The 3,529-nt window shown below is 29.5% G+C and carries 2 protein-coding genes; both read left to right on the top strand.

The window, feature by feature from the left end; genetic code table 11:
- The coding region (locus tag AC075L_RS05925; protein WP_476387344.1) for a hypothetical protein at window positions 1-2,376 on the top strand (2,376 nt) is incomplete at its 5' end.
- Window positions 2,377-3,254: 878 nt separating this feature from the next.
- Window positions 3,255-3,437 (top strand): AAA family ATPase, encoded by a 183-nt coding sequence (locus AC075L_RS05920; protein ID WP_062807848.1) that lies wholly within the window; start codon window positions 3,255-3,257, stop codon window positions 3,435-3,437.
- The last annotated feature ends 92 nt before the right edge of the window (window positions 3,438-3,529 follow it).

The following is a 3,529-nucleotide window of genomic DNA, read 5'->3' as shown; positions in this document are numbered from 1 at the left end:
AAAGATCAGAGACACATTCTTCCCAATATTACAAGCTTATCGACAGAAACAGAATATGATGAATTGTTAAATGAAGTAAAAAAAATAATTAGAGACTATAATAGGCAATTAAATATTCTTAAGGATCATCTGATATTGTATAATGAATTAAACACAATGGGTTTTAAAGAATATAAGAAACGTTTAAACACAATAAAGAGCTTGAAAGAACGAATTTCTAAAATAAGTAGCTTGATAGAAAATAAAAAGAAACTAGAGAAATTAGAGAGGGAATATACAAATACTAAAGAAAATCATCTTAAAGTTATGGAGACTTTATATCCTTATAATTCAATTTTAGAAGTTGGAAAAGAAAATATTATAAATTTGGCTCGAAAATATAAAAATGCTGAAGAAGAAATAAAAAAATTAAATAATATGCATTTCTCTGTTCAAAAAGAAATAGAAAAATTGAATGAGGAAAAACAATTACGAGAAAAAAATATCTCCAAATTTAAAGCAATACTTGAAACGGAAGAATTAGGTGTTAATAAATTTAATGAGTTGCAAGAAACTCGATCTTCTATACAAATAGGAAAAGAAACATTTGATGTAAAGAAAGAGTATATAAAGGACATAAATGAAAAAATTTTCAAATTGGAAAAAAGACTTGATTTATTAGAAAAAAAGAATGTTCCATTTACTATTGATGAATGGACTGTGTCTAAAATTTCTGAATGGAGGGAATTGCTTAAGCCAATTATAATTGAACAAATTGATAGTTTACGAATGGATTACAGATTGCTTGAAAATAGCATATTGGCTGAAAAAGAAAGTATATCTAAGATGAAGCGTACGTTCCTTTTAATTAAAGAAGATGGAGCAAAATATCAAAAAATACATAAGGAAAATTGTGAATGCCCATTATGTCATAGTAAATTTGAATCATGGGAGGCTTTGTGGAAAAAAATTGAAGAATCCGAACTTGTAGGAAATGATAATGAAGCTATTGAAAGACTTGTAAAAAGCCAAAATGTTATAGTAAGTCGCTATAATGTGATTCGAGAGGAAATTTTAAAGTTTCTCCAAACCGAAATTGAAAAAGGAAGAAATGAAATAGAGGCTTTAATGAACAATAGGATGGGGGGTGAAGAAAGTTATGAAAATAATAGAAAACATTTAAAAACATTAGAAGATAAAGAAAAACATTTAGTGAAATGGTTTCAGATTAATAAAATAGAAATATATGACACACAACAAGAGATTTTCAATTTTTATGCATTAGTAAAAGAAAAAAAATTGAATGAGGAAAAAATAACTCAAGTAGTAAGTGCGCAAATAAAAAAATATTTAACTACTGAACAAAACATACAAGTGATGTTGAATGATTATAAACATCAAAAATCGGAAATAGTAAGTGATACTTCTAAATTTCCGTTAGTAAGTTTTGCTTTGAATATAAATATGCAATTTGATGAAAATTATGAAGTACTAATTAGAAAAAATACGGATATTAATAATAAACTTAGTCATTTAAAAAATGAACTGGAGCAATTAACGGAATTTAAAGTGTTAAATATTAATGTGTTAGAAAATGAATTGGAGAACATAACGCAAACAGTTGCTAAGATGGAATTAACTGTTTCTGATTTTACAATATATAAAAATTACACAGAAAATGAATTTTTGGAAATGGGAGATAAATATAATGCGGAAAAGGTTGAACTAGGGATTAGGATAGAACTTTTATGTCAAATTTCTGAAGAAAATACGGCTAGATTTTATTTTACCAACTATAAACAAAATAAAAGAGCTATGTGGAATGCAGAAAGAAGGTCAGAAAAATTACAAATAGAGAAGGAAAATAAAATTGTGGAATTGGATAAGATACAGAAAAATCTTGAAAAAGAGCTTAGTTTATATTTTAGTAAATCAACTATGAATGAAATCTATCAAAAAATTGATCCACATGATGTTATGAAACGCTTGGAATATCATCTTTCTTTTAATGATGCTCAAAAAGGTGAACTATTTATTACTTTATCAGAAAGTGAATCAGATTCAGATTCAGATTATAGACCCGAAATATATTTTAGTACGGCACAGCTAAATACAGTTGCGTTTAGTTCTTTTTTTAGTAGAGCATTAGATAGAAAAAATAATCTTCCGATACAAACAATATTTATTGATGATCCAATTGGACATTTCGATGATATGAACATATTAGGATTTGCGGATTTAATGAGAAGTCTTATTGATAATTCGAATTGGCAAATTGTGATTTCTACGCATGATGAAAAAATTTTCCGTATTCTTCAGCGTAAACTTAGTGGGGAATATTATAGTTCTTGTTTTTTAAAATTACCCAGCGGAAAAGGAATTAAATGGATTGAATGATTAGGTAGCAGCAAGAATAGCAAAAACAAGCAGGAAAACATTGGAAGAAAAAGAATGAAAAGGTACAGGCGAAAGTGATCGCGGCAAAGAAAAATTATGATTAAAGTAATAATAAATTAGGAAGGAAAAAACACTAGGGAAAGACCTCGTGAAATACCGGTACAGAACAATGCAGGAAATGAACATTCCAATAACCTGATTATTGCCAATATTACATCTCAGCTTAAAAGAGTGAAGGTTCCAACATATGTGGTTCTTCAGTGGTATGGCGGATTTATTTTGATTGAAGCTATTCTGATAAAGGAATATACTTATATCTAAAGATAGTGTGTTTTGGAGGAAAACTAAGGAGTACATAATAACAGCAGAAATGTCTAAACTATGGGGAATATCGTCAAGAAGAATTTCCTTATTATGTAATCAAGGAAGGGTACTTGGAGCAGAAAAAAGGAAAAATATAGCTATTGCCTAGAAATGCTGTAAAGCCTGTTGATCCTTGAAGAAAAATCAAATGGTGTATTGGAGGTGAGAGATACTTATGGGAAGACCAGAGGATTCCAGAGTGAAGATTCCAGTACTTGTATACTTTACAAAAGAAATGCAGGTAGTCGGAGACCCGAGCAGTACCAATGAGGGTATGAACAATGGATGCTAGGTTGACCACATTGGGGTCTGACCATCTAACTAACCGATAAATAAAATAATGAATTAGTAAAAAGTTGATGAAAAGTCTATAAATGTAATGTGACATTGGAGTTTAGCGCAATAGAGTTTGAATATTGTGGATCGCTTGAATTGTTGGAAGAATTCTTTCATAAATATATTAATATTAGAAGTTGTCAGTTATTAAGGATTAATCCTGAAACGAAGAAGTGGAATTGCTCTATGGCAACAAGGGCGAATCGCAGGGAAACCAGGTATTTGCCGATTTGCTGCCTCATCTGATCAGGGTAATAGAAAATGCCGGAATGCTGATCATTGATGAATTTGGCAATAGTCTTCATAATAAATTGGCTGAAAAAATTATTGAATTCTTTATGGAGAATGTTGCTTTACGCTAAAATGGTTTCATGCTATCATTATTTTAGTTGAAAATTTTGATGGCATGAAGCTATTTTTGATTGGAGGCATGGAAGATTTGAACTTTAACTTG

The sequence above is a fragment of the Blautia sp. ZXY-1-B12 genome, from assembly GCF_056339915.1.
This window is presented reverse-complemented; position numbering and strand designations above follow the sequence as displayed.